This window comes from Salinibacterium sp. NG22 (assembly GCF_015864925.1).
Classification (GTDB): Bacteria; Actinomycetota; Actinomycetes; order Actinomycetales; family Microbacteriaceae; genus Rhodoglobus.
On record NZ_JADYWG010000001.1, the window covers coordinates 1,167,554 to 1,194,485 of the forward strand.

Here is a 26,932-nt window from a genome sequence, read left to right on the forward strand (position 1 = left end):
TAACGGGGGCTTTGTCGTTAAAGCGCTATTCCCACTCGATAGTTCCTGGCGGCTTCGACGTGACGTCGAGAACCACGCGGTTGACCCCATCCACCTCGTTGGTGATGCGGTTAGAAATCTTGGCGAGCACGTCGTACGGCAGGCGCGTCCAGTCGGCGGTCATCGCGTCTTCCGACGAGACGGGGCGCAATACGATCGGGTGACCGTAAGTGCGACCGTCGCCCTGCACACCGACCGAGCGCACGTCAGCGAGAAGCACGACGGGGCACTGCCAGATCGTGTCATCCAGACCAGCGGCGGTCAGCTCGGCGCGAGCAATCGCGTCAGCCTTGCGCAGCAACTCGAGACGGTCGTGAGTGACCTCACCAATGATGCGGATGCCGAGGCCAGGGCCAGGGAACGGCTGGCGGCCAACAATGACCTCCGGCAAGCCCAGCTCGCGACCGATCGCGCGCACCTCATCTTTGAACAGGGTGCGCAGCGGTTCGACAAGCTCGAACTGCAAGTCTTCGGGGAGCCCGCCAACGTTGTGGTGGCTCTTGATGTTGGCGGTGCCGGTTCCTCCGCCACTTTCGACGACATCCGGGTAGAGCGTTCCCTGCACGAGGAACTTCACAGTGTCTTCGCTGCCCTTCGTCTCAAGTACGAGGGCTTCTGCGGCGTTCTCAAAGCTGCGGATGAACTCGCGGCCGATGATCTTGCGCTTCGTTTCGGGGTCAGTGACTCCGGCGAGAGCATCCATGAACTGATCGACGGCATCGACGGTGACGAGACGCACACCGGTCGAGGCAACGTAATCTTCTTCAACCTGGCGGCGCTCATCCTGACGCAGCAGACCGTGGTCAACAAAGATGCAAACGAGTTGATCGCCCACAGCTTCGTGCACGATCGCGGCAGCAACAGCGGAATCGACGCCACCAGAGAGACCACAAATGACCTTGGCCGAGCCAACTTGCTCGCGAATGCGCGCAACCTGCTCAGCAATAACGTTGCCACTGTTCCAGTCGGCGGGGATGCCGGCAGCATCGTGCAAGAAGTTCTCGAGCAAGTCTTGACCGTGCGTCGAGTGCTTGACCTCGGGGTGCCACTGCACTCCATACAGACCGCGCTCAACGCTGGAGAATGCGGCGACCGGAGTCGCCTCGCTGCTCGCCAAAACGGCAAAACCTTCTGGCGCTTCGGTCACAGCATCACCGTGGCTCATCCACACCGTCTGTTCCGACGGCTGGTCGCCCAAGAGGTTTCCGCCACCGCCCTGAACGGTCATGTCGGTAGCGCCGTATTCGCGCAGCCCCGTCTTGGCAACGGTGCCGCCGAGCTGACGTGCCATCACCTGGAAGCCGTAGCAAATACCAAAAACAGGAACACCGAGCTTGAGGATGCCGGGGTCGAGGTCGGGCGAGCCAGGCTCGTAGACGCTCGAGGGGCCACCACTCAGCACGATGCCAGCCGGGTTCTTGGCGGCGATCTCTGCTGCGGTGATCGTGTGGGGAACAATCTCGCTATAGACGTTCGCCTCACGCACACGACGCGCGATCAGTTGCGCGTATTGGGCGCCGAAGTCGACGACAAGAACGGGGCGTGCATTCGTGTCTGCGGATGTGGCCGTGGAGTCGGTCATGCAGTTGCCTTTGCGGAGTCAGCGCCGGCCGCTTTCGCGGCTGCAGCGGATTCGAGGGTCGCGATCTTCGTCTCAACGAGTCGCGGTACCTGACGTTCGAGGAAGAACGACAGAAAAGGGATGACACCGCCGAGGGCGATGTAGAGGAAGCGCAGGAACGAGTAACGCGTGAGGCGCCACAGGATGAAGTCTGCGGCAACGTAGAAGACGTAAAGCCAGCCGTGAACGATCAGAATGATGGTCGATACGTTGATGCCCTGCACGAGCTCTTTTGGCGTGAGCGTCAAGAAAGCGGAAGGGCCGTTGAGCTCGATGTCGCCGCCCAGTCCGTAGCGGAAGATCATCATGAGGCACAGCACAAGCAGGAAGGTACCGGTGACGATCGACGACACCTTGTAGAACGAAAGAGTGCGTCGAATGCTGGGAATATCTGAAAGCCGGGGACCGAGAGCCATGGCTCTAGTCTACGGCCGCGTCAGAGCTGCGAGCTTCGCGCTCCTCTTCCCACACATCCCGCACAAGGCGGAACCAAAGGAAGACGGCGAATCCCGCGAACACTACCCATTCAACGGCGTAGAACACGTTGAGCAGGTTGAGCGAAACCTCGGTCGATGGCGGGGGCGAATCAATCGTCTCGAGACCTGCGGGAGCATCGAAGCTGATAACATATCCGCCGTAGGTTCCCGCCGGAACCTCTGACCACAGGTTCACGAGTTCAGAGACAGCGAGTGCGCTGCGCTCCCCCTCTTCAAAGTCAGACTGTTGGGGCGACTCGGTTGGCAGCAGCCTTCCGGTGATCGTCAGCGTGGTCGCCATCGTGTCTAAATCAGCGATAGCGGATGCCGCGGCATCCGCCGACTCGGCCCAGCCCAACGCGATGGCGATACTCGCACCGCTCGGTTCAACTCCATGAGCGACGACCCAGTAGCCCATTCCTTGGCTGTCGTTGTTGCGGTCGGAGAGGATGACGTAGTCGCCCGCAATGAGCTCAGCCGTGAGCGTGACCGTTTGACCTGTCGTGAGGTACGACAACGGTTCTTGGGCTGTAGCGACCGAATCGAGTTCGACGACGCTCTCGCTCTGTTGCGCGGTGATCTCGCCACCCTCGAGGCTGCGGCTGAGCTGCCACTGGCCGAGGGCTGCGAAACTGGCGGCAATAGCGAGAGCCAAGACGAGGGCGCCGATCCAGCGCGGTCGACGCGCGATTTCCCACATCGTCGCTGGCTCAGTGCTGGGGGCTGGCGTGCTCAGGGGGGAATTGCTCGTACTCACTCGCTAACAATATCTGGTGCTGCGAGGCGAACCCTGTCAGCCGACTCGTCGTCGGGCTGCTTTTGGCTCGCCAATTCTGCGTCGACCCGCTGTAGGTAGCGCTCAACTTCCGTCTGAGTACGGGCTTTATCCCACCCCAGCACATCAGCCATGAGTTCTGCCGCGACGGGCGCAGCGGAGACTCCGCGATCCCATGCCTCAATCGATATACGTGTGCGGCGAGCCAGCACGTCGTCGAGGTGAAGGGCACCTTCGGCACTCGTGGCATACACGATTTCGGCAGCGATGTAGTCGTCTGCACCGGGGAGCGCTTCGGCCAGGCTTGGCGTCGCGCGCACAAGCTCAAGCACCTCGGTGGCGAGCACGCCGTAGCGGTTGAGAAGATGTTCGACGCGCGACTTGTGCACGTCGTAGCTGCGCGCGAGGGCGGCGCGCTTGTTCCATGCAGCCCGGTAGCCCTCCGCCCCGAGCAGTGCGACCTCTTCGGTGATGCTCGGCGAAATCTTGCCGTCGAGAGCGTCGACCGCGGCATCCACAGCGTCCTTGGCCATGATGCGGTAGGTCGTCCACTTGCCGCCGGCGACAACAACGAGACCGGGAACACTGTGGGCAACGATGTGTTCGCGGCTGAGCTTTGACGTGAGGTCTGACTCCCCCGCGAGCAGCGGGCGGAGGCCGGCATAGACACCTTCGACATCATCACGGGTCAGCGGAACGGCCAGTACTTTATTGACATGCGCCAGCAAATAGTCGATATCGGCCGCCGTGGCAGCGGGATGCGCTTTGTCGAGATCCCAGTCGGTGTCGGTGGTGCCGATGAGCCAATGACGGCCCCACGGAATCACAAAGAGCACGCTCTTCTCGGTGCGCAGCAGCAGCCCCAGCTTCGATTGGAAACGATCGCGCGGCACCACAAGGTGCACCCCTTTGGACGCTCGCACCTTGAACTGGCCACGCGTACCGACCATCGCCTGAGTGTCATCGGTCCACACTCCGGTGGCGTTGACAACCTGCTTGGCGCGAACCTCAAACTTCTCGCCCGTCTCAAGATCGTGCGCCAGCACACCGACAACCCGCTCGCCGACCTTGACAAAATCTTCGACCCGAACACGGTTCGCAACGTGAGCGCCGTAGAAGCTCGCGGTGCGCGCGAGCGTCGATACATAGCGGGCGTCATCGACTTGAGCGTCGTAGTACGTAAGTCCGCCGCGGAAGGCATCAGCGCGCAAGCTCGGCGCCGCCCGCAGCATCTGGCCGCGCGTCAGGTGACGGTGATGAGGCACTCCGGGAGGTCGCCCACCCGTGTAACTCAGAAGATCGTAGAGCAACATTCCGGCACCGATATATAGCCGCTCAAAGATCGGCTTCGTCACCGGATAAAGAAATCGCACCGGCCGCACGAGATGAGGAGCAAGACGCTGCAAGAGCAAGCCACGCTCCTTGAGCGCTTCGCGCACCAGCCGAAAGTCGAGCTGTTCCAGATAGCGGATGCCGCCGTGCACGAGCTTCGATGACCGGCTCGACGTGCCCGAGGCCCAGTCACGCGCCTCAACCATGCCGACGTTGAGGCCGCGCGTCACGGCATCCAAGGCACTACCCGTGCCAACGATGCCGCCACCGATCACGAGGATGTCGAGTTCAGTGTCGCGCAGCGCCGCAATGGCTGCTGTTCGTTGCTCAGCGCTCAGTGGCGCTGTCGGGGCAATCGATCGAAGTGTGACCATTGTTTTCCTCCAGCGCCAGTTGACGTAAACGTGGGTTTAGCTACAGCGGATTGTACGGAGCAACAACAACATCGACCCGTTGGAATTCCTTGAGGTCGGAGTAGCCGGTGGTGGCCATCGAGCGACGCAGCGCACCGATGAGGTTCGACTGACCGTTCGGGTGTGACGATGGCCCGTTAAGGATTTCTGCGAGAGGAGCAAGCTGCCCAACTTCGACACGGTTTCCGCGGGGAAGTTCGGAGTGGTGCGCCTCTTGGCCCCAGTGGTAACCGCCACCAGGAGCTTCGGTCGCGCGGGCAAGGGTGCTGCCGAGCATGACGGCGTCGGCGCCGACGGAGATCGCTTTCACGATGTCGCCACTGGTACCGAGGCCACCATCGGCGATGACGTGAACGTAGCGTCCACCCGACTCGTCCATGTAGTCGCGGCGGGCGCCAGCAACATCGGCAACCGCTGTTGCCATGGGAGCGTGGATGCCGAGGGCAGTGCGCGTGGTGCTGGAGGCTCCGCCACCAAATCCGACGAGCACTCCGGCGGCTCCGGTGCGCATGAGGTGCAGTGCTGCGGTGTAGGTTGCGGCACCGCCCACGATCACGGGCACGTCGAGTTCGTAGATGAATTCCTTGAGGTTGAGCGGCTCAGTCGTCTTGGAGACGTGTTCGGCACTCACAGTCGTGCCGCGGATGACGAACAGGTCGACTCCGGCATCCACCACTGTTTGGTACAGCTCTTGTGTGCGTTGCGGGCTTAGTGCGCCAGCGACGGGCACTCCGGCTTCGCGGATCTCGGCGAGACGCTGAGTGACAAGCTCGGGCTTGATCGGCTCGGCATACAGCTGCTGCATCCGTGCGGTCGCCTGGTCGGCGGGCAACGAACGGATTTCTTCGAGAACGGGTTCGGGGTTCTCGTACCGGGTCCAGAGCCCTTCGAGGTCGAGCACTCCCAGCCCGCCGAGCTTTCCCATCGCAATTGCTGTTGCTGGCGAGACCACGGAGTCCATCGGAGCAGCGATCACGGGGATGTCGAACGTGTAGGCGTCAATCGTCCAGCTCACCGACACATCACGGGGGTCACGCGTACGGCGCGACGGCACGATAGCGATGTCATCAAAGGAGTAGACGCGGCGAGCGCGCTTGGCGCGGCCAATCTCGAAATCATTCACTACTCCAGCCTACCGCGCCGAGGATTGGGCGGAACCTGTCCACCATTGACAACCATTAAACAACTGTTTAGTTTGTTAAACATGCGTTCAAGATCGGATGACTCCACCACCAAAGCCCGCATCCGTGACGCCGCAATTCGGCTCATCGGGCATAACGGGTTCGCCGCAACGAGCGCCCGCGCCGTAGCAACGGAGGCCGGCGTGAGCGCTGGCCTCGTCATTCACCACTTTGGAAGCATGCGCGAACTCAAAGCCGCGTGCGATGACTTCATCATCACGGAGGTCACCCACCGCAAAGCGGGACTGGGCGAAGGAGACGTGAGCGCGGCAGTAAGCGAGTGGTACGCCGACCTCGCCACCTTCGAGCCTTGGCTTATCTACCTGGGTCGCCTCTTCACCGATGACTCTGTCGCGGGCGCCGACCTCTTCGACCGCTTTGTCGAGATGTCCCACACGATGCTGCGCGAGGGAGTAGCCAGCGGCACCATCACGCCAACAGCCGACGAGCACGCCCGCGCTGTGCTCCTCGTCACCCACAGCCTGTCGACACTCACCCTGCAAAGCCACATCGCTCGCAGCCTCGGCAGCAGTCACTTCGGCCTCGACAGCCTCAGCCGCATGGGCAATGCCGCCCTCGAGCTCTACACCCACGGCATTTACACCCCCTCAACCACTCCCTCCTAGGAAGGACCGGGCTCCGGCCCCACCCATGACTTACGCCATAGAAACCCACGCGCTCACCAAGCGCTACGGCAGCAATAGTGCCCTCGACGGCCTCGACCTCGCCGTCGAAACCGGCAGCGTGTTCGGCATGATTGGTCCCAACGGCGCCGGCAAGACAACCGCCATGAGGCTACTGCTTGACATCATTCGCCCCACGTCCGGCAGCGCCACGGTGCTCGGCAAGTCCCCCATCGCTGGCGGTGCTGCGCTGCGCCGCGACATCGGATTCCTGCCGGGGGAACTCCTCCTCGAGGGCCGCATCACTGGCCGCTCACTACTCAAGCACTACGCCGCGATCAGCGGCCCCGTCGCGCCCGGCCGCATCGACGCGCTCTCTGAGCGCTTAGGGCTCGACCTCACCCGCCACGTACGCACTCTCTCCAAAGGCAACAAGCAGAAGCTGGGGCTCGTGCAGGCCTTCATGCACGAGCCGAAACTTCTCGTGCTCGATGAACCTACGAGCGGCCTCGACCCTCTGGTGCAACAAGAGTTCCTCTCGATGGTGCGCGAAGCCCAACACAATGGCCAAACGGTGTTCCTCAGCTCTCATGTCTTGAGCGAAATCCAGAACGCTGCCGATCAGGTCGCGGTGCTGCGCAACGGCACGGTAGTAAAAGTCGGTGACGTTGCCAGCCTGCGAGCGAGCGCCATTCGCCGCGTTGTCATTGACTTCACGGATGCCGCAGCCGACGACATCCGCACGGCATTGATTGCGCTGCCTCAACTAGACAATCTCGCCGTCACCGCTGGCGATGTGGTGCAAGTCACCGGCACGGTCGAGGGACACATCGATGCGCTCGTCAAGGCGATCGCCCCGTTCCACGTGGTCGACCTTCGGGTTGAAGAGCAAGATCTCGAATCGTCAGTTATCGATCTCTACTCGAATGAGGCAACCAAATGAGTCAGCCTACGAGCGCCAGCTTTCTCCCGCTCACTCGACGCAATCTCGCCGATTCTTGGCGTGGCCTGCTCGGTTGGACTGCCGGAGTTGCCGGCGCGATCTTCCTCTACGTTCCGTTGTATTCGTCGTTCTCGGGCGAGAACGCGGGCTTCGATGAGGTCATCAAATCGATTCCCGAGGGGCTTTCGAGCACTCTCGGTTTCGAGGACCTCACGAGCGGCGCCGGCTATGTCCAGGCCACGTTCCTCGGCCTGATCGGCTTCGTTCTGTTCACCATTGCCGCCACGCTGTGGAGCTCGGCCGCAATCGCAGGCGACGAAGAATCGGGTTCGCTCGAACTCACTCTCGCCCACGGCGTCTCCCGAGTGCAGATCATGGTCGAGCGCAGTCTCGGCGTCATGCTCCGACTGCTATGGCTCAGCATCGTCTCGGCGCTGCTGATTCTCGCGCTCAACGATTCCTCGGGAATCGACCTCGAGCCTGCTCACGTGGTCGCTGGATGCGCGGCGCTACTCGGTCTGGGAGTGCTCGCAGCCAGTTTCGGCCTCGCCGTCGGCGCCATCACTGGTCGCCGCGCCTTCGCCTCCGCCGCTGCGGCCGGAATCTCCCTGCTGGGCTACATTCTTAACTCGCTCGGCAACCAAAGTGCCGATGTCGAATGGCTTCACAGCCTCTCCCCGTACCATTGGGCGTTCGGCAATTCACCGCTGAGCGAGGGAGTCGACGGGGGTTCCCTCGGCCTCATCTTCGGCATCTCGGCCGTTGTGCTCGCGCTCGGCGGAGTCGTCTTCAACCGCCGCGACGTCTCCGCTTAAGGGCGCACGCACACACCTCCCTTCACGACTGAAGGCCTGCTGGAAGCAATTGCTCCAGCAGGCCTTCAGTGTCTCTCGCTCACTCACTTCCGGGCGCAATGGCCAAGACGAGTGCGCGTGTTAGCGACGGTAGTTCGGCGCCTCAACAACCATCTGGATGTCGTGGGGGTGCGATTCTTTCAAGCCTGCGGCGGTAATCCGCACAAACTTGCCCTTCTGCTGGAGCTCCTCAATGGTGCGAGCTCCCGTGTAGAACATCGACTGACGAAGACCACCGAGCAACTGGTACATGACGGTGGAAACGGGGCCACGGTAAGGAACCTGGCCCTCGATGCCCTCAGGGATGAGCTGGTCATCCGACGGCACATCAGCCTGGAAGTAGCGGTCGCGCGAGTAGGACGTCTTTTTGCCTCGCGTCTGCATGGCGCCGAGCGAACCCATTCCGCGGTAGCTCTTGAACTGCTTGCCATTGAGGAAGATGAGGTCGCCGGGGCTCTCATCGGTTCCGGCGAGCAACGAACCGAGCATGACGGTCTCAGCACCGGCAACGAGTGCCTTGGCGATGTCACCGGAATACTGGAGGCCACCATCAGCGATGACCGGGATGCCGGCCTCCCGCGCTGCGAGTGACGCTTCGTACACGGCGGTCACCTGCGGTACTCCGACACCGGCCACGACACGGGTCGTGCAGATCGATCCGGGGCCAACGCCGACCTTGACGGCATCCACCCCTGCATCGATGAGCGCTTGAGCACCCGCGCGAGTAGCAACGTTGCCGCCGATGATGTCGATCGCGTCAAACGACGAGTCAGCCTTGAGGCGACGAACGATATCGATCACGCCAGCGGACTCGCCATTGGCGGTGTCGACCACGATGAGGTCAACACCAGCATCGCGCAAGCGTTCGGCGCGCTCCCACGCGTCGCCGAAGAAACCGATTGCCGCTCCGACGCGCAGTCGTCCTTCTTCGTCTTTAGTGGCGTTGGGGTATTGGTCGGTCTTCTCAAAGTCCTTGACCGTGATGAGACCACTGAGCTTGCCTGCGTCGTCGACGAGAGGCAGCTTTTCGATCTTGTGCTTGTTCAGGAGGGCGATAGCGCCCTCGCGGTCGATGCCGACTGGAGCGGTCACGAGCGGCGTCGTCGTCATGACGTCGCGCACGAGCACCGAATCCATATCTTCTGGCTCGATGAACCGCATGTCACGGTTCGTGATGATTCCGACGAGTGTTCCGTCTTCTTCCACGACAGGAAGACCAGAGACACGGAACTGGCCACAGAGGGCGTCCACTTCGGCAACAGTCGCTTGTTGCGTAGTTGTTACCGGATTGGTAATCATGCCCGATTCGCTGCGTTTGACCTTGTCGACGTAGGCCGCCTGATCGTCGATCGAGAGGTTGCGGTGAAGCACCCCAAGACCACCGTTGCGGGCCATCGCAATGGCCATTCGAGCCTCGGTAACCGTGTCCATTGCCGATGAAATAAGCGGCGAAGACACCCGGATTCTGCGGGTGAGACGTGAACTGGTGTCAGCATCGCTTGGAATTACATCGGTGTGCCCGGGCAAAAGCATTACGTCGTCATAGGTGAGGCCGACGAAGCCGAAGGGGTCTGGCTGTTCCATGTTAAATCTTCCTTACGGCGGGAGCGCGAAACCGGTGATCTTGTGTTAAATCTCCGGCCAATCAATATTAACGGGTTTCATGCCAGAACATTCCCCCGCATAATGGCTTCACCGCTTTGTACCCGACAAGCATTTGTATGTCGGACCGCAATCGGCCGGTGTCGTCATTGCCGTCGACACGTCAGAACCCGCTGGGATTCTTGATTCCGGCTGGGTCCCTTCCTGGAGGTCCTGTGAACACAGCGGAATATCGCCGCACGCGACGGAAAAATAGACGAGGAGTGCTTGTAGCACTCATTGTTGCTCTTTCTGCCGCCTTCTCTCTGATGGCCATGCCTGCAATGGCCGACGAGGTTAACGTCGACGAATACGACAACAGCATCATCGGTAACGTCAAGCTCGAGAGCGTGGCGCTAGAGGGTGTACTTCTCACCATCTCTGGCGGCGGCTACGAGGTTGAAGTAGCCACGGATGCTGATGGTCGCTGGAAAGTCGGCGTTCCCGACGGTGACGAATTCACTGTCACTCTCAACGAAGACACGCTGCCCGAGGGCATTGCGGTAATCGACGAGGTGGGCGACGACGACACTCCCAACGTCAAAGAGGCGATGATCGGCCCCAGTGGCTCGACCGTCATGAACTTCTTTATCGGCCGCGGTGAACGTAACGTCACGAGCTTCTTCGATCAGTTCGTCGAACGTATCGTCAACGGCGTGAACTTCGGACTGATGCTCGGCCTCGCGGCCATTGGCATCTCGCTCGTTTACGGAACCACCGGGCTCTCCAACTTTGCGCACGCAGAAATGGTGACCTTCGGTGCGGTGATGGCACTCATTGTGTCGGTCGACCTCGGTTGGCCCGTCTGGATAGCGATACCCCTTGCCGTGCTCCTCAGTGCCGGCTTCGGGTGGTCACTCGATGCCGCGCTCTGGAAACCGCTGCGCAAGAAGGGCGTCGGTATCGTTCAGCTCATGATCGTGTCAATCGGTCTGTCGCTGGCACTGCGCTATACCTTCCAGTACTTCCGTGGAGGAGGAACCGAGCAACTGCCCGGCTCCGACTCCCCCGATATTCCGCTCTTCGGATCGGTATCGCTCAGCCAAACCAACATGATCAGCATGGTCATCAGCATCGTCGTGATCTGTATCTTCGCGTGGTGGCTCGTCAAGACCAAGATCGGTAAGGCAACTCGCGCCGTCTCCGACAACCCGTCGCTGGCAGCGGCATCCGGAATCGACGTCGACCAGGTCGTCCGTGTGGTGTGGATCCTCGCTGCAGCCATGGCCGGCCTCGCCGGTGTGCTGTGGGCCTACTTCCGTCCAGGCATCCGCTGGGATATGGGGGCGCAGATTCTGCTGCTCGTCTTCGCAGCGGTAACCCTCGGTGGACTGGGCACAGCATTTGGTGCGCTTGTCGGCTCGATCATCGTCGGCGTTCTTGTTGAGACGTCTAGCCTCTTCATCCCATCCGACCTGAAGTATGTCGGCGCGCTCGGTGTGCTCATCATCGTCTTGTTGTTCAGACCACAAGGCATCTTGGGTCGCAAAGAGAGAATAGGTTAGGGGCCGCTCATGGATATTCTGCAAATTCTCTCCAACACCGGGTCATCACTGATTGCACCGGCAACGATCGGGTACGCCCTTGCGGCGCTCGGGCTTGCCATGCACTTCGGATTCACCGGTTTGCTCAACATGGGTATGGCCGCCTTCATGGCGATCGGCGCCTATGGCTACGCGATCTCGATCCTCACCTTCGGTTTCCCGTGGTGGGGCGGCATGCTCGTCGGTGTCGGTGGCTCGCTTGTCTTCGCCCTGATCCTCGGTATTCCTACTCTGCGACTGCGCGGTGACTATCTGGCGATCGTGACCATTGCGGCCGCCGAGGTTGTGCGTCTGTTGTTCCTGACCACGACGTTCGACAAGTACACCGGCTCTGCCGATGGACTGAGTGGCTACCACGAGAGCTTCCGTGCGTTCAACCCGATTCCTGACGGCACCTACGGCTTCGGCCCGTGGGAGTACAACGCCAACGGCTGGTGGGTTCGCATCTTCGGAATCGCAATTCTGGCGCTTGCTGCCTTCATCCTCTGGGCTGTCATGCGCAGCCCGTGGGGTCGAGTGATCAAGGGAATCCGTGAAGACGAGGATGCCGTGCGCGCCCTCGGTAAGAACGTGTTCTCGTACAAGTTGCAGTCACTCATGCTCGGTGGTGTCTTCGGTGCTATGGGTGGAATCATTTACGCCCTCCCGGCCTCGGTGAACCCCGGCGTGTATGTCACGTCGCTCACGTTCTTCGTCTATACCGCGTTGCTGCTCGGTGGAGCTGCAACGATCTTCGGACCGATTATCGGTTCGGTGATCTTCTGGGGTGTGCAAACCCTCCTGAGCAACCTGCTTCCCGCCATGGTCAACGTCGGCCTCTTGCCGTTCATGACCACGACGCAGTCGCAGACGGTGCGTTTCATCCTTGTGGGTGTGGCACTGATGTTGCTCGTGATCTATCGACCGCAGGGCATCCTCGGCAACAAGAAGGAGCTGACCTTTGTCAAGTAATGACGCATCGGCTGCGCCGGTGCAGCGAGCAAAGACAACCGGACTCCACAAGGGTGACATCGTTCCTGGTGTCGCCAAGGTCGACCCGATCATCATCGCTGACGGAATTCGTCGAACCTTCGGTGGCCTCACCGCGGTGAACGTCGACCACGTCGAGATCCCCCGCAATGCGATTACCGCGTTGATTGGTCCGAACGGTGCCGGTAAGACGACGCTGTTCAACCTTCTGACCGGCTTCGACAAGCCCGACGAAGGCAAGTGGACTTTCGATGGCCACTCGCTTGCCGGAATGGGCGCGCACAAAGTGGCCGGCCTCGGCCAGGTGCGCACGTTCCAGCTGACGAAGGCCCTCGGGCTCTTGACGGTTCTTGAGAACATGAAACTCGGCGCAAAGGATCAGATCGGGGAGAACATTTTCCGCGCCATGATCCCCAGCCTCTGGCGCAAGCAAGAAGCCGAAATCGAAGAACGCGCAATCGTTCTACTCAAGAAGTTCAAGCTCGACGCCAAATCGTCTGACTTCGCCGCCAGCCTTTCCGGTGGTCAGCGCAAGCTGCTCGAGATGGCTCGCGCCCTCATGAGCCAGCCGACGCTGGTGATGCTGGATGAGCCTATGGCCGGTGTTAACCCCGCGTTGACTCAGTCGCTGCTCGACCACATCCTCGACCTGAAGGAAGAGGGCATGACGGTGCTGTTCGTCGAGCACGACATGCACATGGTGCGTCACATCGCCGACTGGGTAATCGTGATGGCTGAAGGTCAGGTCGTTGCTGAAGGTCCCCCGGATGAGGTCATGAAGAACCAAGCCGTCATCGATGCGTACCTCGGTTCGCATCAGGATGTCGACCTGGGAATCGTCACGGGCCGCATCGAAGGCGAACTCAACACTGAAGCGATCGAACTCGCCGCGGAGGTCAAACACCTCGACGAAAACATCGCTAACCGCAAGGAGACCGGCAAGTGAACGCAATCCCTACCGAGAATGCGGTTGTCCACGTCAAGGACCTGACCGCAGGGTATCTGCCCGGCGTCGACATCCTCAACGACTGCAATTTGGTCGCTAACCCGGGTGAACTGATCGGAATTATTGGTCCGAACGGTGCCGGCAAGTCGACCCTGTTGAAGGCAATCTTCGGCCAGGTACAGGTGCGCGGCGGATCAATCACCCTCAACGGTGACAACATCACCGGGCTCAAAGCAAACAAGCTTGTAGCGCGCGGTGTTGGCTTTGTTCCGCAAAACAACAACGTGTTCCCGAGCCTGACGATCGAAGAAAACCTTCAGATGGGGCTGTACCAAAACCCCAAGATCTACGATGAGCGTCTCGAATTTGTGACTGGCATTTTCGCCGAGTTGAAGTCGCGCCTCAAGCAGCGCGCGGGTTCACTCTCGGGTGGAGAACGCCAAATGGTCGCCATGTCTCGCGCACTCATGATGGATCCGCACGTTCTCCTTCTCGACGAGCCGTCTGCTGGACTCTCGCCAGTGAAGCAGGATGAGGCATTCATCCGCGTATCGGAGATCAACAAGGCCGGCGTGACCACGATCATGGTTGAGCAGAACGCACGTCGTTGCCTGCAAATCTGTGACCGCGGCTACGTTCTCGACCAGGGCCACGATGCCTACGAAGGCACCGGGCGCGAGTTGCTCAATGACCCCAAGGTTATTGGCCTCTACCTCGGAACCCTCGGCACCTAGCCACCAGCACTTCGCAACACCTGATGCCCCGCCCGGATTCGTCCGGACGGGGCATCACTGCGTCAAGGGCGACCCTCTCATCCGCTCCGCAGCTCAGCTTCACGGCTCGCCATAGGGCTAGAGAGCGCCACGCTGCCCGCTAAGCCGCGTTTGCACCCCTCGGCGGGTTGATATTCACGCACAGCCCTTTCGCGTCCACACGACGGCTCCTGACGCTGTTTCAGGTTTGGTTCACCGCTAGTGACTTCCGTGAAAGAAATTCAGCACAACATCCGAACGCTGGGCGCACGAAAAAGGCCCCAACCCGGTGAGGGTTGGGGCCTTTCTCTGAGCTAACTTACGTTCTCTATGAGAGTGACTCTCGGAGAGATTTAGTAAGCGCTGTAGGTGTTGTCTTCACCGTACTGGTAGATACCAACCTGAGCTTCGGTGGGGTCACCGAGCTCATCGAAGGTGATCGGACCAGAGATGCCGTCGTAGTCAGCTACGCCGCCACCGTTGATGATTTCTGCACAGTCAGCGAAAGTGGTGCACTTCTCGCCGTTGCCCGAACCACCCGATACTTCCTGAAGCTTCTCAGCGATTGCTGCGGAGTCGGTGGAACCGGCTGCGAGCGATGCGAGAGCAAGAAGGATTACCGAGTCGTAGGACTCTGCTGCATAGCTGAACTCTTCGAGCTCAGGCTGTCCGGATTCGACCCAGAAGTCGTTGACGGCCGACGTGAAGTCAGCAATCGTGTCGACGCTCAGGCCGGGAAGAGTTCCCTTGGCGCCCTCGAGGGTTCCAGTAGCAAACTCATCACCGAAGTTGGCGAGGTTACCGTCTACGAAGTAGAGGTTCTCGGCCGGGAAGCTGCTGACGATGCTCGGGAGCATGGTCGAAACTTCTTCGAACGTGATCAGTGCGATGGCGTCAGGGTCCGAAGCAAGAACTTCAGAGATCTGAGCATCGAACGTGGTGTCACCGGTGTTGTAGGTGGGCTGTGAAACAACTTCACCACCGGCGGCTTCGAATGCTTCCTGCGTGTAGCCGGCAAGACCGGTTCCGTAGGAGTCATTGAGAACGATCATGCCGAGGGTCTCGTGACCATCGCCAGCGATCAGGTTACCGAGAACCTCACCCTGAAGCACGTCGGAAGGAGCGGTACGGAAGTACAGGCCCTTGTCGTCGTACGTCGTGAATGCGGCCGAGGTGTTTGCCGGCGAGAACTGGATTACTCCAGCGCCAACAACCTGGTCAATGAACTGAAGCGAAACACCCGAGGATGCTGCACCAAGAATTGCGGAAACGTCTTCACCGAGCAGGCGAGGGATTTCAGTCTCGTATGCCTTGTTGTCGGTGTCACCGGAGTCGCCCTGAATGAGGTCGATCTGGATGCCAGCGTCGGCTTCGTTGATCTGCGACGCTGCGTACTCGGTTCCTGCGATCTCGGGCGGGCCGAGGAATGCGAGGTTACCGGTTACGGGCAGTGCCGTTCCAAGCTTGAGGGACAGTTCGCCACCCTCGGATCCAGTGGAGGTTTCTCCACCGTCAGTAGCACAGCCAGCCAATACCAGTGCGCTTGCACCGACGATTGCGAGACCGCTCAACAGGGTCCGCTTGGACCGTGATGGGGAGGCCGTAGCCTTCGCGAATACGCTCATGTTGCTCCTTGCGTTTCGAATGTGTTCAGGAATCAAATGTGGCACTACCGTGTCACCACACTGTCAAGCTATGCCCACCCGGCACATCCGCACAATACGTCTGTACTACAGCCTTGTAACGCTCTTGGGAATCGTTACCATTCGTAGACTTTGAGAAACAAGGGCGTTTCTCAGTTAATCCGGGTGTACACGTTGTCGCTACCGTACTGGTAAATCCCAATGATGGCGCCCTGTGGATCACCATTGTCATTGAGGGTTATCGGGCCTGAAACACCGTCGTAATCAACGGTGCGCCCATCGAGCACAATCTTCGCGGCATCCGCAAATGTTGTCGCCACTTCGCCGTCACCACTGCCACCAGAGACCTCTTGCAGCTTGCTCGAGATTGCTTCTCCCGAAATTTTCTGCGAGGCCAAGGCCGCCAAGCTCGCGAGGATGACCGCGTCATAGCTCTCAGCGGCGTAGCTGAAGTCCTTGAGGCTGGGGTTGATTTCCAGCAGTCGATCGGTGAAGTCCGAGATCGTCGAAACATCAAGCCCCGGATGCGTCACGATGGAACCGGTCAGGCTGCCCGCCGCGAATCCCGAGCCACGCTCGCCGAGCGATAGCCCGGTAAAGAAGAGCTGGTCGCCCGAGTAACCGGCAGCGATGAAAGCCTTGGCAATCTTCTCTGCCTGCTTCGAACCCACGATTGCTACGGCATCCGGTTTGGCTGCGATCGCTCGATCGATCTGCTCATCGAGATCGATTGCGCTCTCATCGATCATCTCTTGCGAAAGCAATTCGCCACCACCACGCAAGAATGCCTCACTCAAGGCACGCGGGAGAAGCGGTTCACACAGGGTGTCCTCGGAGAGGATCGCAATCGAGCCCTCACCAATACGCTCTGCCATCTCATTGCCTAATGCGGTGCCTTCGAGCGCGCAGGACGGCGAGGTGCGCCAGTACAGGTTGTTGTCACCGTAGTTGGAGAAGTCAGGAGAATCGTTCGCCGGCGAGATCTCGACAACGCCCGCTTCCGTGATCGTGTCGATCACTTTCTTGGAAATACCGTTGGAGAGTCCGCCGATAATCACTGTTGCGCGAGCAGCGAGCAACTCCGTGACGGCATCCTCAGCGGTCGTTCCCGTGGAGTCGCCGGAATCAGCCGACTCCACGTTCACCGTGAGCTTGGCATTGGCGTCATTCACATCTTGAGCAGCCAATGCGATCGCAGCAGACACTGCCGGACCGAATTTGTCGAGCGCTCCCGACTCGGGCACCAAGGCTCCGACGGTGAGAGTCAAATCTTTGGGCGCAGGGGTCTCTTCAACCGGCGCCTCGGCCGAGCATCCGCTCAACACAAGGGCCGCAGCGATAACGCCTGCAACTGCCGTGAACCCGCGACGGGTTCGCAACGACACGCGTGATCCATAGGGCATGGATGTCATCACAGTCGCTCCTATCTACCACCCCCAACAGAGAGCGGCATTGTTACGGTACTGGCCAATGCTGAAAAGAAGAACTCAGAGCGGGCCATTTATGGGCACAATCTCGCCCCCAATCCGGGCGGCACTCGACCTAGCCGACGATTGAGCCAGTCTTATAGACGAACTTATTTTCGCCGTCATAAGTGTAGTAACCCCAGAATGCGGGCTCTACGTTGCCACCAGGAGTGAAGTTCACGGGGCCAGAAACACCGTCGTAGTCGATGTCGTTCGTGGTCTTGAGCACTTCGAGGCATTCCTCAAAACTCAGACATTTCACACCGCTTTTCGAGACATCGTAAAGCGAACCGGCGATGGCCTCACCCGCATCGTCCCCCGCCACGATTGCAGCGAGCGCCGCCACCATCGTGGCGTCATACGCTTCGGCCCCGTAGCGGTAGGTTGTCAACTTTGAGTTGGTGGCCTTGAGCGTGGCGGTGAAGGTCTTCGACGGCTGAACTCCCTCAATCACCCCGCGAACGCCCTTGAGCGTGCCGTTCTTGAACGCTTGCGAATAGTCGCCCGTGTTCAGCGAGGTGAGCCAGAGCTCCGAACCCTTATACCCCGCAGCCACGATCTTCTCGATTGCCGCTTTCGTCGCCTTCTCAGCTTCATAGGTCGACCCGATCACCACGATGTCGGGTTCTGCCTTCTTCACGCTGGCGGTGATCGTGTCGAACTTCGTCGTTGAACTCGTGAAGACCTCATCCGCGACGAGTTCGGTGTCGTACTCGGCGAGTGCTTCGACAAACGTGTCGTGCAGCGCTACGCCCTCCTCATCGTCGACATAGACAAAAGCGATTCTCTGCGTTGTGTCGCCACCAGCCAATGCCTCCGCTAGTGCGTACCCCTGTTGGTCGTAGGCAGGAATGGTGCGGAAAAAGTAGCCGTCATCAAAAACGTCATCGAGACTCGACAGCGTCGCGGCAGGAGAAATGAGCGGGATCTTCGCCTCTATCGCCAACGGGATCGCTCGCTGCGCCAGCACCGACGATGACGGGCCGATCACCACGTCGACATCCTTTGACACCAGGGTCTTGAAACCTGATTCCAGCTTCGCGTTCTTGGCCTCGCCCGAATCGACCGCCACAATCTCGACAGGCTCACCGTTCACTCCCCCGGCAGCATTTATTTCTTTCACCGCTGCCGCAACACCCGCTTTTTGCGCTGCAGCCAAGAAGGAGAACGTGCCACTGGTGGGAAAGATCGTTCCAATGCGAAGAACGCCATCGCCCGTCGGCGTCACGACCGGAGCGGGAGTTGCCGTTGGCGTTGATGCCGCAACCGGCGTTGCCGTGGGCGTCGGTGAACTGCACGCTGCGAGAGCCACAACGATAGTTGCCGCCACAATCACACGTCGAGTCGTGCGAAACCTCGTCATTTATTTACCTCTCTCGGTGCCCATTCTCGGCCGATCACGCACCTTCAGAGGAATACTACGGTGCGCCCGGAGCTTCAGCGGCTGAACCGAGCCGCGTGCGAGAAGAGTGCCGAAACAGGTCATACGTAAGAATGGCGAGCGCCACCCAGACGATCGCGAAGCCCAACCAGCGCTCTGGCGGCATCGCCTCATGGAAAACAAAGACGCCAACAATGAGTTGGAGGATCGGTGCCAAGTACTGGGCCAAGCCCATATAGGTGAGCGGCAACCGCCGCGCTGCAGCAGCAAACAGAATCAATGGGATCGCGGTGATGGCACCCAAAAAGAGCGTCAAAGTGAGGTGTCCCGGGCCCGCAGTGCCCGCCGCGAGCTGCCCGTTGGCCGCAAGCACGAGCAGAACAACGATCGCAACCGGCGTCAGAAAGGCGGTCTCGACGGCGAGGCCGCCCACGGCATCCGCCTTCGGACCCACATTTTTCTTCACGAGCCCATAGAGACCGAAGCTGAAAGCGAGGCCCAACGCGATCCACGGAAAGCTGCCGTAGCCAATGGCCAAGACGAGAACAGCGAGCGCGCTGATCGCCAGGGCAACCCACTGCAGCGGGCGAAGTCGCTCGCGCAACACGAGCACCCCGAGCAGCACCGTGACAATCGGGTTCGTGAAATAGCCGAGAGCAGCCTCCACAATGTGGCCGTTCAGGCTCGCGTACACATAAATGAGCCAGTTGACGACGACAAAGGCGCCGCCCAGGCCCAACATCCAGAAGGTACGACGATCGCGGACGATCGCCATGACCCGTGCGTATCCCCGCGTGACCACCAAAAGTGCCGCGCAAAACACCAGCGACAGCACGATTCTCCACGCGACAATCTCGATCGCTCCCGACTCTTTGAGCGAGAAAAACACGATCGGCATCGCGCCCCACAGGACGTAGGCAGAAATAGCAAAGCCGAGGCCGCTAGGCGAGACGCGATCAGTCGCCGAAGAAGTGGAGGTCACTACTAAATCCTAGGGTCGGATGCTGCCCATGAAAGCCACCAGGAACGACGAAAGCCCAGAGCCGAGGCCCTGGGCTTTCGAAACGCCTCACCGCGAACGGGAGACGAGAAAGTTAGTTTCGCGTGAGCGAGAGACTACTTAGCGAACGATGACAGCGAGAACGTCGCGAGCCGAAAGTACGAGAAGGTCTTCTCCGTCGTACTTCACCTCGGTTCCGCCGTACTTGGAGTAGATGACCTTGTCACCAACTGCGATGTCGAGCGGCACGCGGTTTCCGTTGTCGTCGATACGACCGGGACCTACAGCGACTACTTCACCCTCTTGGGGCTTCTCTTTCGCAGTGTCAGGAATGACGAGCCCAGACGCGGTGGTCTGTTCTGCATCGACCTGCTTGATAACAATGCGATCTTCGAGCGGCTTAATGGACACCGACACGTTTGACCTCTTTCTAAAGTGCTTGGGCTGGCACACTCCGTACGGGAGTGCCAGATCAACTATACGGCTTGGTTGGCACTCGATCAACGTGAGTGCCAATACGGATGCGGATACGGTTAGAGAATGAATCAGAGCGAATTGCGCGAGCTACTTTCAGCCGAGGGCCTTCGCCTCTTGGACTCGCTGCCGACCTGGCACTCGAGTGACGAAATCGTGCGCACCGTCGCCGAGCTTCGCAAGGCCGGCCACAGCCCCGGCCTAGTTGCCGCCGTGCTGAGCCAATCCAAACTTCGCGCGAAAGCGGCCAGCAAGTTTGGCCCGTTTGCCGACCGGATGCTCTTCACCGAGGCTGGCCTCGAACAAGCAACTCGCCTTTCCGTTGCCGCCCAGCACGCCGGTCGGTTCTCGAAGGCCGGCGTGAAATGGGTGGCCGACCTCGGCTGCGGCATTGGAGCGGATGCGCTCGCCATCGCGGCCCTCGAGATCAACGTCACCGCCGTTGAGCGTGACGAAACCACCGCCGCCATTGCCAGCTTCAACCTCGCGCCGTGGAGCAACGCTCAGGTCGTTCATGGCGACGCCGAAACCGCCGACCTCGCTGGCATCGACGGCGTGTATCTCGATCCTGCTCGCCGCGACGCCCGGGTTCGCCTCACCAACCCCGCCGACTGGACGCCCTCCCTCGACTTTGCGTTCGGACTTGCCGAGCGCTACCCCACCGGCATCAAACTCGGCCCCGGAATCGACCGCGACCTCATCCCCGACACCGCCGAAGCCCAGTGGATCTCAGTTGGGCGCGAAGTTGTTGAGCTCGGACTCTGGTTTGGGGCTGTCGCCCGCCCCGGCATCCGACGAGCAGCCCTCGTGATCGGAGACCACGGCACCGCTGAACTCACGGCAGCCGCTGACAGCGAAGACGAACCCGCGGGAGAGCTCGGGCAGTTTCTCTACGAACCCGACGGCGCTGTCATCCGCGCGCGCCTCATCGGGGATCTCGCACGACAACTGAACGGGCGCATGCTCGACACTTCAATCGCCTACTTCAGTGCGGATGCCGCTGTCGCGAGCCCGTTCGCCACCTGCTTCGAGATCGTCGAGGACTTCACTCTCGACAAGCGCTCACTCAAAAAGGAACTGGCGGCGCGCAAGATCGGCACCCTGGAAATCAAAAAGCGCGGGGTCGATATCGACCCCGCGACTTTTAGAACGTCACTCTCGCTCAAGGGCGAGAACAGCGCGACCTTGATTCTGACGCGCGTTGCTGGCAAGCGGCGCGCACTGCTTGCGCAGCGCGTCACGCCAACGCCGGCCTGAGACTAGGCAGCTCGCCGCAACGGGTGAGCGAGAAGCTCAGCGGAGAGTGGCGATTAGAAGCGGTAGTCGTTTCCACCCATGAGCATGAACGGCAGAAAGAATACCGCTGCGACGACGAGCCCAATGATGATGCTCAGCCCGACTCCGACATAACCAGTGATGAGACCGGTCAACCAGAACGGCCGGGCATACTTCTGCTTCTTCTGCGCTAGATGTCCGAGAACTACGGCTGCTGCGGCAGGCAGGAGTCCCATACCGACGAAGGTCAACAAGACACCCACGATTCCGGTAACCATCGAGGCGATCGACAGGCCCTGCGGCGGACCGGCAGGGACTGGCGTATATGGCGCCTGACCGGGGGTGGCGCTGGCTGCATAGCCGGGAATTGGGGTTCCGGTCGGGGCAGAGTAGGGATCATTAGCGGCTGCAGCGGGTGGTGTTACCGCGGGCGAAACAGCGCTCACGGCGTCGCTCGCTGCGGGGGCAGCCGGGGCGGCCTTGGGCGCTGACGATACCGGCGGGACACTTGATCCCGTGCTGCTTGCGGTCGGCGCAGCAGACGCGGGCGCAGCCGTTTCATTTGCCTTGGCAGTCTTAGCCGCTGCAGTCGTGGCAGCGGTCGTCTTGGCCGCTGCAGCCTTAGTTGCCGCGGCTTTCGTCGTTGCCGCCTTGGCAGTCGCGGGCTTGGCAGTCGCGGGCTTTGTCGCGCTGACCTTCGGCGCGGCGGTTACCTTGGCCGCGGGAGTTGTTTGTGACGCAGTGGTCGACTTGGAGGTCGTCGACTTCTTCGCTGCGGGCTTCTTAGCTGAGGGAGTGGCCTTCGCCAGGGGCTCGCCGGAAGTTGAGGACGCGCCGGGCGTTGAGATCGACGGAATTGAGTCGTCTGAGTTGTTGGTAGCCATGCGCACACTTTAGCAAGACTCTCCCCACAGAAAAGGGCCCGCACTCGCGTGCGGGCCCTTTTCGTGAGTTGCTACTTAGTACGAGGTTCCTACAGCGCCGAGAGTGACGACGAAGCCAATGGCGAGGAAGAGGAAGACAACGAAACCGAGGTATCCGAGGACGAGGCCGATGATGGCGAGCACGTTGCCCTGCTCACCCGTCTTCTTGATCTGGCTCAGGCTGATGTGCCCGAGGATGATGCCGACGAGGCTGAGGCCGAGAACCGACGTCACGAGGGAGATGATCGAGAGGACGTTCCATTTGGCAACCGGCGCGCCTGCGGGCGATGCGGCGTAAGGCGTGGGTTCTGACATGACGAAGGTCTCCTTTGGTGATGATGCCGAAACCGGCGCACCTATATTCTCAGCCTGAAAGAAGCCTGTCAACGCAGCACCCCCAGATTTCTCGCCAGTGTTACGCCTGAATTTGGGTGACCGGGAGCGTCGAATCAGCACTAAAGCCCAACGTTGAGGGTTCTTTGCTTGCCATAATCAGCTGGGCGCCCAGCGCTGCGATCATCGCCCCGTTGTCGGTACAGAGCGACAACGGCGGAATGCGCAATTCGATCCCTGCCTCCGCGCAACGCTCCCGAGCGAGCTCGCGAACTCGCGCATTCGCCACGACTCCGCCACCGAGCAAAAGGCGAGGAACTCCGCGATCGACACACGCTGAGACGGCCTTGGTGAGGAGAACATCAACGACGGCCTCGCGGAAGCTTGCCGCGACATCCGCAATCGAAAAATCAGTACCCGCGTCTTGCTCGCGCTCAACCCACCGAGCAACCGACGTTTTGAGGCCCGAGAACGAAAAATCGTAGCGGTGACGGTCAACGTCTTTGGCATGGGTGAGTCCCCGTGGAAAACGGATCGCCTTCGGGTTGCCTCCCACCGCCACACGGTCGATGTGCGGCCCGCCCGGATACGGCAAGCCGAGCAAACGCGCGACCTTGTCGAAAGCCTCGCCCGCAGCATCGTCGATCGTCTCGCCGAGGAGCTCAACATCAGAGACCAGGTCACGCACTTCGAGCAGCGACGTATGGCCGCCAGACACCAACAGCGCGATCGTGGGAAGTTCAATCTCAGTTCCATCGTCACGCAAAACATCCGCGCCGACGTGGCCCACCAAATGATTGACCGCATACAGCGGTTTACCCGTGGCCACCGCGAGCGCCTTCGCCGCCGCGACTCCGACCATGAGCGCGCCTGCAAGCCCCGGACCACTCGTGACCGCGATCGCATCTAGCTCTGACAACTCAACGCCGGCTTCGGCGAGCGCCTGCTCCAACGCCGGTTGCATCGCCTCGAGGTGCGCGCGGGCCGCAACCTCCGGCACCACTCCCCCGTAACGGGCATGTTCATCCATCGAGGATGAGATCACGTTGGCTAACAAATGGTTGCCACGCACGATACCGATGCCGGTCTCGTCGCAGCTCGTCTCGATACCCAACACAAGGGGATTCGTGGTGTTGGCGGGAAGCTGTCCCGAAAGGGGAGAGCTTGCTACCGCTGGCACTGAATTCGTCATCATGCGCCCACCGCCGGCGAAAGCTTGGGTTCAGGAATAGTGAGTCGCATCACGATGGCATCAACCCCATCCGGTTGGTAGTAGTTCGGTCGCACCGCAATACGCTCGAACCCGAGCGAATCGTACAAGCGCTGCGCAGAAGGATTGTCGTCGCGAACCTCGAGAAAGAGTTCGCTCGCTCCACGATCACGAGCTTCCACCATGAGCGCATGCATGAGCGCCCGGCCGATGCCCTGGCGGCGGGCATCCGAAGAAACAGCAATCGTCTGGATGTCCGCTTGCGGCGACCGAAAGGGTGACCGTAAACCTGCATAGGCCGTCACCACCGTGGGCTCCCCCACCGGATGCGCGATCACGTAGTACCCGTGGTTGTCACGAATCTCGGCACGCATCATGTCGCTCGACCACGCGTCGTTTGCGAACTCGCTGTGCTCGATGGCCATGATTCCATCGAGGTCGCTCTCAGTAGCGCGGCGCAATTGCCAGCTCATGCGGTCACTCGTTTCGGCCCTGCAGAGAGCGTGATGTCTGGCGAACGCAAGTAGAGCGCTTCTTCGCCAGCGAAGGGGCGATTGTGTTCGCGCAGCAGAAACGCAAGGCGAGCCAGGTTCGAGGCCAGCACAGGCTCCGAGTCCCTCAGCTGAAAGTGGTCGAAATTCGGAACGCTCGCGGCGAGCGCGGCGGCAGGGGCGAGCGCGGGTCCAGCAACGCGCACGGGCAAGCCCGCGGCATCCGACCCTTCATAGGTCGACCAGTAAAGTTCTTTGCGACGGGCGTCGGTCGCCACAACAATCGGTTCCGTTTCGCCAAGGGCAATCGCGTCGTGGGTCACAACGGGCAGCACAGGCACGCCAGCGCCGAACGCAAACGCTCGAGCCGCCACGATGCCCACCCGCAGACCGGTAAAGGGCCCTGGGCCCATTCCCGCCACGACACCGGTCAGGTCGGTTACAGCGCACCCAGCGTCGGCAATGCAGCCGTGGATGAAGTCGCCAACCACTTCGGCGTGCTTGCGAGTATCTGATGAACTACGTTCCGCATGCACCACACCCTGAGCGTCAACGATCGCGACACTCGTGCCCGCCGAGGTATCAATCGCTAACAGCATTAAGCCACTCCATGTCTGCCCACCTCGGGCCGTTTCCGGTCACGGTAACGGTGCGTGGTTCGATTGCTTCTTCGGCAAAGTCATCGGTGTGATCGATGGCGGCACTGTCGCCGCCTGAAGCGGGATTCTCATCTGCCGCCCCAGCACCCACCGGGCGCACAATATCGACCGTGAGCCAGCTCTCACTCACTCCATCGAGCAGGCCTGCACCCCATTCGACAACGACGATGGATGCCTCAAAGTCGATGTCGAGGTCGTCGAGTTCAACGGCGCTACCGAGGCGGTACGCGTCGACGTGCACGAGCGGAGGCGCCTCGGTGTGCGAGACTTCTGCTCCCGAGCCGTCGAGTCGCGGATGCGTGCGCGCCAGAACAAAAGTGGGGCTCGTGACCGTGCCCCGGATGCCGAGAGTCTCCCCGATCGCCCGCGTCAGCGTTGTCTTTCCCGCGCCAAGTTCACCATTGAGCATCACCAGATCACCGGCCACGAGTTGCGCGGCAATAATGGCCCCGAGCTCGGCCATGCTGTCGGGAGAAGCGATTGTCAGAGTGGTCACGACTCATACCTGCGGGTAACACGAGAACCGATGCGGGTCACGATTTCGTAATTGATGGTGTCAGCGGCCGCAGCCCAGTCATCCGCTGTCGGAACCGACTGTGATGGGTCACCGAAAAGAACTGCCCGGTCGCCGACCGCAACGTTCGCATCGCCCATATCGACAACAATCTGGTCCATCGCAACTCGCCCCGCGACCCGACCAACGACACCGTTGATGGAGACTGGCCCGCGATTGGAGGCGTGACGAGGAACACCATCGCCGTAGCCAAGCGGCACGAGCGCGAGCGTCGTGTCCTGCTCGCAGCGATAGGCATAGCCATAGGAAACCCCAGAACCGGCCGTAACGCGCTTCACCGACACGACAGGAGCGCTGAGAGTCAATGCCGGCACAAGGCCGAGAGCCGCGGCATCCACGTCGTCGGCGGGCGACAGGCCATAGCTACTGATGCCGACACGAACGAGATCGAAACGGGCAGAAGGATGTTTGATCGCGCCCTCTGACGCGGCCAGGTGGCGCAGCTCGGGGCGGAGCCCTACCGACTCTGCCATCGCGACGGCGGCCGAGAACTGCTCAATCTGGTCAGCGTCGTGCTCGGCGCCCGCATTGGCGAGGTGACTCCACAGACCCCGCACGCGAATGCGACCCGCGAGCTCGTGAACAACCGCCGCTTCGAAGAACTGGTGCCACTCTTCCAAGAAAGCGCCATTGCGATGCAAGCCTGTATCGACTTTCAAATGCACGAACGCAGTATCGGATGTCGCGGCAACCTCATGCAGCTGCTCGGTGCTGCTCACGCCGAGGTCGATGTTCGCGCGAACCGCTTCGCCAAACGCAGCCCCCGGCTGGTGCAACCACGCCAGCAGCGGAGCGTCGATGCCGGCGCCGCGCACAGCAAAGGCCTCGGTCAGATCAGCAACGCCGAGCCAGTCGGCGCCTCCCGCCAGAGCCGCACGGGCACTCTCGATAGCACCGTGGCCGTACCCATTGGCTTTGACAACAGCCATCACCTGCACCGGCGCAACGAGCGCACGCAGGGTCTCAACGTTGTGGGTGATGGCCGCCGTGTTGATGGTGGCGAGTCGAAGATCAGCCATGGTGTGCCTCCGCGATGACATAGGCGATCGCGATTCCGGCGTCGTGACTCATCGACAGGTGCACCGAGGTGATTCCGCGACGTTCGGCAATGGCTTTGGTCGAATTGTGGAGCTCAAGCGAAGGATTACCGAGCTGATCGGAAACCACCCGCATGTCGTGCCAGGTCACTCCGGAAGAGTCGCCGAGCGCCTTAATGAGTGCTTCTTTCGCCGCAAAACGCCCTGCCAGCGAGCGCAGGGGGCGAGGTTTGCCATCCTTGAGCTGTTCGCTCTCAGAGAACAGGCGTGATGTGAGGGTCGGTGTGCGCTGCAACGCTCGCTCGAAGCGGGCGATATCGACGACATCCACACCGATCCCCACAATCACGGTGAAAC

The 26,932-nt window shown here is 60.8% G+C and carries 27 protein-coding genes; 8 read left to right on the forward strand and 19 right to left on the reverse strand.

Annotated elements, in window-relative coordinates; all coding sequences use genetic code 11:
• Positions 1-25: 25 nt before the first annotated feature.
• From guaA to I6E81_RS05735, 5 genes are read right to left on the reverse strand one after another with little or no spacing between them, the layout of a single operon-like run.
• Positions 26-1,621: a glutamine-hydrolyzing GMP synthase gene (gene guaA, locus I6E81_RS05715; protein ID WP_197106399.1), complete on the reverse strand. Its 1,596-nt coding sequence runs from the start codon at positions 1,619-1,621 to the stop codon at positions 26-28.
• On the reverse strand, positions 1,618-2,076 hold the full coding sequence (locus I6E81_RS05720; RefSeq protein WP_197106400.1) for a DUF3817 domain-containing protein: 459 nt from the start codon (positions 2,074-2,076) through the stop codon (positions 1,618-1,620). Before I6E81_RS05720 ends, guaA begins: the two co-directional genes overlap by 4 nt.
• 4 nt (positions 2,077-2,080) lie before the next feature.
• Positions 2,081-2,893: an SURF1 family cytochrome oxidase biogenesis protein gene (locus I6E81_RS05725; RefSeq protein WP_307784108.1), complete on the reverse strand. Its 813-nt coding sequence runs from the start codon at positions 2,891-2,893 to the stop codon at positions 2,081-2,083.
• A complete protein-coding gene (locus I6E81_RS05730) occupies positions 2,890-4,617 on the reverse strand; it encodes a glycerol-3-phosphate dehydrogenase/oxidase (protein WP_197106401.1) in 1,728 nt (575 codons plus the stop codon). Before I6E81_RS05730 ends, I6E81_RS05725 begins: the two co-directional genes overlap by 4 nt.
• A gap of 40 nt (positions 4,618-4,657) precedes the next feature.
• Positions 4,658-5,779, reverse strand: a complete 1,122-nt coding sequence (locus I6E81_RS05735; RefSeq protein WP_197106402.1) for a GuaB3 family IMP dehydrogenase-related protein — start codon at positions 5,777-5,779, stop codon at positions 4,658-4,660.
• 81 nt (positions 5,780-5,860) lie between these two features.
• Here I6E81_RS05735 and I6E81_RS05740 point away from each other — a divergent pair, with 81 nt between their 5' ends.
• From I6E81_RS05740 to I6E81_RS05750, 3 genes are read left to right on the forward strand one after another with little or no spacing between them, the layout of a single operon-like run.
• Positions 5,861-6,463, forward strand: a complete 603-nt coding sequence (locus tag I6E81_RS05740; RefSeq protein ID WP_197106403.1) for a TetR family transcriptional regulator — start codon at positions 5,861-5,863, stop codon at positions 6,461-6,463.
• Between the two features lie 25 nt (positions 6,464-6,488).
• Positions 6,489-7,403, forward strand: a complete 915-nt coding sequence (locus I6E81_RS05745; RefSeq protein WP_197106404.1) for an ABC transporter ATP-binding protein — start codon at positions 6,489-6,491, stop codon at positions 7,401-7,403.
• Positions 7,400-8,218: an ABC transporter permease subunit gene (locus I6E81_RS05750; RefSeq protein WP_197106405.1), complete on the forward strand. Its 819-nt coding sequence runs from the start codon at positions 7,400-7,402 to the stop codon at positions 8,216-8,218. Before I6E81_RS05745 ends, I6E81_RS05750 begins: the two co-directional genes overlap by 4 nt.
• A 120-nt stretch (positions 8,219-8,338) precedes the next feature.
• Here I6E81_RS05750 and guaB read toward each other — a convergent pair whose 3' ends face one another.
• Positions 8,339-9,841, reverse strand: a complete 1,503-nt coding sequence (gene guaB, locus I6E81_RS05755) for an IMP dehydrogenase (protein ID WP_197106406.1) — start codon at positions 9,839-9,841, stop codon at positions 8,339-8,341.
• A 281-nt stretch (positions 9,842-10,122) separates the two neighbouring features.
• On the opposite strand from guaB, the gene I6E81_RS05760 reads away from it, so the two are divergent.
• The 4 genes from I6E81_RS05760 to I6E81_RS05775 are packed head-to-tail and all read left to right on the forward strand — an operon-like array spanning position 10,123 to position 14,091.
• On the forward strand, positions 10,123-11,403 hold the full coding sequence (locus I6E81_RS05760) for a branched-chain amino acid ABC transporter permease (protein WP_197106407.1): 1,281 nt from the start codon (positions 10,123-10,125) through the stop codon (positions 11,401-11,403).
• 9 nt (positions 11,404-11,412) lie between these two features.
• Complete coding sequence (locus I6E81_RS05765) at positions 11,413-12,393, forward strand: branched-chain amino acid ABC transporter permease (protein WP_197106408.1); 981 nt, start codon at positions 11,413-11,415, stop codon at positions 12,391-12,393.
• Positions 12,383-13,357, forward strand: a complete 975-nt coding sequence (locus I6E81_RS05770) for an ABC transporter ATP-binding protein (RefSeq protein WP_197106409.1) — start codon at positions 12,383-12,385, stop codon at positions 13,355-13,357. The genes I6E81_RS05765 and I6E81_RS05770 overlap by 11 nt, the downstream gene beginning before the upstream one ends.
• A complete protein-coding gene (locus tag I6E81_RS05775; RefSeq protein ID WP_197106410.1) occupies positions 13,354-14,091 on the forward strand; it encodes an ABC transporter ATP-binding protein in 738 nt (245 codons plus the stop codon). Before I6E81_RS05770 ends, I6E81_RS05775 begins: the two co-directional genes overlap by 4 nt.
• Positions 14,092-14,462: 371 nt before the next feature.
• On the opposite strand, the gene I6E81_RS05780 is transcribed toward I6E81_RS05775, so the two are convergent.
• The 5 genes from I6E81_RS05780 to groES all read right to left on the reverse strand — a co-directional run bounded on the left by I6E81_RS05780 (position 14,463) and on the right by groES (position 20,016).
• Complete coding sequence (locus tag I6E81_RS05780) at positions 14,463-15,734, reverse strand: ABC transporter substrate-binding protein (RefSeq protein ID WP_197106411.1); 1,272 nt, start codon at positions 15,732-15,734, stop codon at positions 14,463-14,465.
• Between the two features lie 170 nt (positions 15,735-15,904).
• Entirely contained in the window at positions 15,905-17,164 is a 1,260-nt protein-coding gene (locus tag I6E81_RS05785; protein ID WP_197106412.1) for an ABC transporter substrate-binding protein, read from the reverse strand.
• Between the two features lie 130 nt (positions 17,165-17,294).
• Positions 17,295-18,581, reverse strand: coding sequence for an ABC transporter substrate-binding protein (locus tag I6E81_RS05790; protein WP_197106413.1), 1,287 nt, complete (start codon positions 18,579-18,581; stop codon positions 17,295-17,297).
• A 55-nt stretch (positions 18,582-18,636) separates the two neighbouring features.
• Positions 18,637-19,581: an EamA family transporter RarD gene (gene rarD / locus I6E81_RS05795; RefSeq protein ID WP_197106414.1), complete on the reverse strand. Its 945-nt coding sequence runs from the start codon at positions 19,579-19,581 to the stop codon at positions 18,637-18,639.
• 138 nt (positions 19,582-19,719) lie between these two features.
• Positions 19,720-20,016, reverse strand: a complete 297-nt coding sequence (gene groES, locus I6E81_RS05800) for a co-chaperone GroES (protein ID WP_197106415.1) — start codon at positions 20,014-20,016, stop codon at positions 19,720-19,722.
• A gap of 123 nt (positions 20,017-20,139) precedes the next feature.
• Between groES and I6E81_RS05805 the strand changes: the two genes are divergently transcribed.
• Positions 20,140-21,330, forward strand: coding sequence for a class I SAM-dependent methyltransferase (locus I6E81_RS05805; protein ID WP_197106416.1), 1,191 nt, complete (start codon positions 20,140-20,142; stop codon positions 21,328-21,330).
• 53 nt (positions 21,331-21,383) lie between these two features.
• Here the strand turns inward: I6E81_RS05805 and I6E81_RS05810 are convergent, their stop codons facing one another.
• The 8 genes from I6E81_RS05810 to I6E81_RS05845 form a co-directional block, all read right to left on the reverse strand.
• Positions 21,384-22,232 (reverse strand): DUF4190 domain-containing protein, encoded by an 849-nt coding sequence (locus I6E81_RS05810; protein ID WP_197106417.1) that lies wholly within the window; start codon positions 22,230-22,232, stop codon positions 21,384-21,386.
• Between the two features lie 75 nt (positions 22,233-22,307).
• Entirely contained in the window at positions 22,308-22,586 is a 279-nt protein-coding gene (locus I6E81_RS05815; protein WP_197106418.1) for a DUF4190 domain-containing protein, read from the reverse strand.
• Between the two features lie 100 nt (positions 22,587-22,686).
• The gene (tsaD, locus tag I6E81_RS05820; RefSeq protein ID WP_231603992.1) at positions 22,687-23,796 is read right to left on the reverse strand and encodes a tRNA (adenosine(37)-N6)-threonylcarbamoyltransferase complex transferase subunit TsaD; all 1,110 of its coding nucleotides are present in this window, start codon (positions 23,794-23,796) and stop codon (positions 22,687-22,689) included.
• On the reverse strand, positions 23,796-24,287 hold the full coding sequence (gene rimI / locus I6E81_RS05825; RefSeq protein ID WP_197106419.1) for a ribosomal protein S18-alanine N-acetyltransferase: 492 nt from the start codon (positions 24,285-24,287) through the stop codon (positions 23,796-23,798). Before rimI ends, tsaD begins: the two co-directional genes overlap by 1 nt.
• Positions 24,284-24,904: a tRNA (adenosine(37)-N6)-threonylcarbamoyltransferase complex dimerization subunit type 1 TsaB gene (gene tsaB, locus I6E81_RS05830; protein ID WP_197106420.1), complete on the reverse strand. Its 621-nt coding sequence runs from the start codon at positions 24,902-24,904 to the stop codon at positions 24,284-24,286. Before tsaB ends, rimI begins: the two co-directional genes overlap by 4 nt.
• A complete protein-coding gene (gene tsaE, locus I6E81_RS05835; RefSeq protein ID WP_307784109.1) occupies positions 24,888-25,460 on the reverse strand; it encodes a tRNA (adenosine(37)-N6)-threonylcarbamoyltransferase complex ATPase subunit type 1 TsaE in 573 nt (190 codons plus the stop codon). The genes tsaB and tsaE overlap by 17 nt, the downstream gene beginning before the upstream one ends.
• Positions 25,457-26,557, reverse strand: coding sequence for an alanine racemase (gene alr, locus I6E81_RS05840; protein WP_197106421.1), 1,101 nt, complete (start codon positions 26,555-26,557; stop codon positions 25,457-25,459). Before alr ends, tsaE begins: the two co-directional genes overlap by 4 nt.
• A complete protein-coding gene (locus I6E81_RS05845; protein WP_197106422.1) occupies positions 26,550-26,924 on the reverse strand; it encodes a holo-ACP synthase in 375 nt (124 codons plus the stop codon). The genes alr and I6E81_RS05845 overlap by 8 nt, the downstream gene beginning before the upstream one ends.
• Positions 26,925-26,932 lie beyond the last annotated feature (8 nt).

Excerpts from the sequence above, each read along its gene's own strand:
- I6E81_RS05750 (WP_197106405.1), top strand. The coding sequence starts at position 7,400 with ATGAGTCAGCCTACGAGCGCCAGCTTTCTCCCGCTCACTCGACGCAAT.
- I6E81_RS05745 (WP_197106404.1), top strand. The coding sequence starts at position 6,489 with ATGACTTACGCCATAGAAACCCACGCGCTCACCAAGCGCTACGGCAGC.
- guaB (WP_197106406.1), bottom strand. The coding sequence starts at position 9,841 with ATGGAACAGCCAGACCCCTTCGGCTTCGTCGGCCTCACCTATGACGAC.
- I6E81_RS05765 (WP_197106408.1), top strand. The coding sequence starts at position 11,413 with ATGGATATTCTGCAAATTCTCTCCAACACCGGGTCATCACTGATTGCA.
- alr (WP_197106421.1), bottom strand. The coding sequence starts at position 26,557 with ATGGCTGATCTTCGACTCGCCACCATCAACACGGCGGCCATCACCCAC.
- I6E81_RS05740 (WP_197106403.1), top strand. The coding sequence starts at position 5,861 with ATGCGTTCAAGATCGGATGACTCCACCACCAAAGCCCGCATCCGTGAC.
- tsaD (WP_231603992.1), bottom strand. The coding sequence starts at position 23,796 with ATGACGAATTCAGTGCCAGCGGTAGCAAGCTCTCCCCTTTCGGGACAG.
- guaA (WP_197106399.1), bottom strand. The coding sequence starts at position 1,621 with ATGACCGACTCCACGGCCACATCCGCAGACACGAATGCACGCCCCGTT.
- I6E81_RS05805 (WP_197106416.1), top strand. The coding sequence starts at position 20,140 with ATGAATCAGAGCGAATTGCGCGAGCTACTTTCAGCCGAGGGCCTTCGC.
- tsaB (WP_197106420.1), bottom strand. The coding sequence starts at position 24,904 with ATGCTGTTAGCGATTGATACCTCGGCGGGCACGAGTGTCGCGATCGTT.
- I6E81_RS05815 (WP_197106418.1), bottom strand. The coding sequence starts at position 22,586 with ATGTCAGAACCCACGCCTTACGCCGCATCGCCCGCAGGCGCGCCGGTT.
- I6E81_RS05810 (WP_197106417.1), bottom strand. The coding sequence starts at position 22,232 with ATGGCTACCAACAACTCAGACGACTCAATTCCGTCGATCTCAACGCCC.
- I6E81_RS05730 (WP_197106401.1), bottom strand. The coding sequence starts at position 4,617 with ATGGTCACACTTCGATCGATTGCCCCGACAGCGCCACTGAGCGCTGAG.
- I6E81_RS05785 (WP_197106412.1), bottom strand. The coding sequence starts at position 17,164 with ATGACATCCATGCCCTATGGATCACGCGTGTCGTTGCGAACCCGTCGC.
- rimI (WP_197106419.1), bottom strand. The coding sequence starts at position 24,287 with ATGAGCTGGCAATTGCGCCGCGCTACTGAGAGCGACCTCGATGGAATC.
- I6E81_RS05790 (WP_197106413.1), bottom strand. The coding sequence starts at position 18,581 with ATGACGAGGTTTCGCACGACTCGACGTGTGATTGTGGCGGCAACTATC.
- I6E81_RS05720 (WP_197106400.1), bottom strand. The coding sequence starts at position 2,076 with ATGGCTCTCGGTCCCCGGCTTTCAGATATTCCCAGCATTCGACGCACT.
- I6E81_RS05780 (WP_197106411.1), bottom strand. The coding sequence starts at position 15,734 with ATGAGCGTATTCGCGAAGGCTACGGCCTCCCCATCACGGTCCAAGCGG.